The 739-nt window shown below is 67.1% G+C and carries 1 protein-coding gene; it reads right to left on the reverse strand.

Annotated elements, in window-relative coordinates; all coding sequences use genetic code 11:
- Positions 1-739 (reverse strand): fimbria/pilus outer membrane usher protein (locus HX846_RS37635; RefSeq protein WP_178967514.1); only part of this gene is annotated, 739 nt, incomplete at both ends.

Below are 739 nucleotides of genomic sequence, written 5' to 3' on the forward strand. Positions count from 1 at the left end.
CCGTAGGCGGACACCTGCGGTACCACGGCCTGGCCCTGGAAGTCGGTCCATACCGGGCCGCTGGGCGTGGTGAGCTTGACCCCGGCCATATCGCCGACAGACACCAGCGCAAAGGTCTCGCGCACCGGATAAGGCGAGAAGGTCACGCCACCGCTGTGGGCCACCACCGCACCGCGCACACCGCCCTGGTAGCTGGAGCGCTCGGCGTCAGAGCGGCTGTAGTTCATGTCCAGTTGTGCATAGCGCGGCAGATAGGACACGCCGAGGGTGGATTCCACTTGTTGGTCGCGGCTGTCGTGCTCGGCACTGACCCGGTAACTGAGTTGATCGTTGACCTGCTCGTTCACCCCCAGGCCGATGCGATGCTCGCCACCGGAGTTGCGCACCCAGGAGCGCCCACGCCGGTTCTCACCCAGTGGCACGCTCAGGTTCAGGTACACCGCGTTCTCGTTATTCTGCCGGCCGCTGACCTGCCACTCGGCACTGGCCGACAGCGACACGCCGCGCACGCTGGTGCCCCATGAGGCCAGGGCACGGCTGCTGTTTTCGCCGTTGAACGTGGTGGTGCGCGACAGGCCGGCATTGAAGGCTCCCAGCCATGGATGGGCCCAGCCCAGGGCCAGGCTCTGCTGGTCGCGATAGCGGGTGAGGCGACCTTCGTCGTCCCGCGAATCGTAGTAGGCGGCGTCTTCCAGCTCCCGGTAGCCCATGGTGCGGTGGGAGGCGCCGGCGGTGATCG

Origin of the sequence: Pseudomonas sp. K5002, from assembly GCF_013386655.1 — a bacterium.
Lineage (GTDB): Bacteria > Pseudomonadota > Gammaproteobacteria > Pseudomonadales > Pseudomonadaceae > Aquipseudomonas.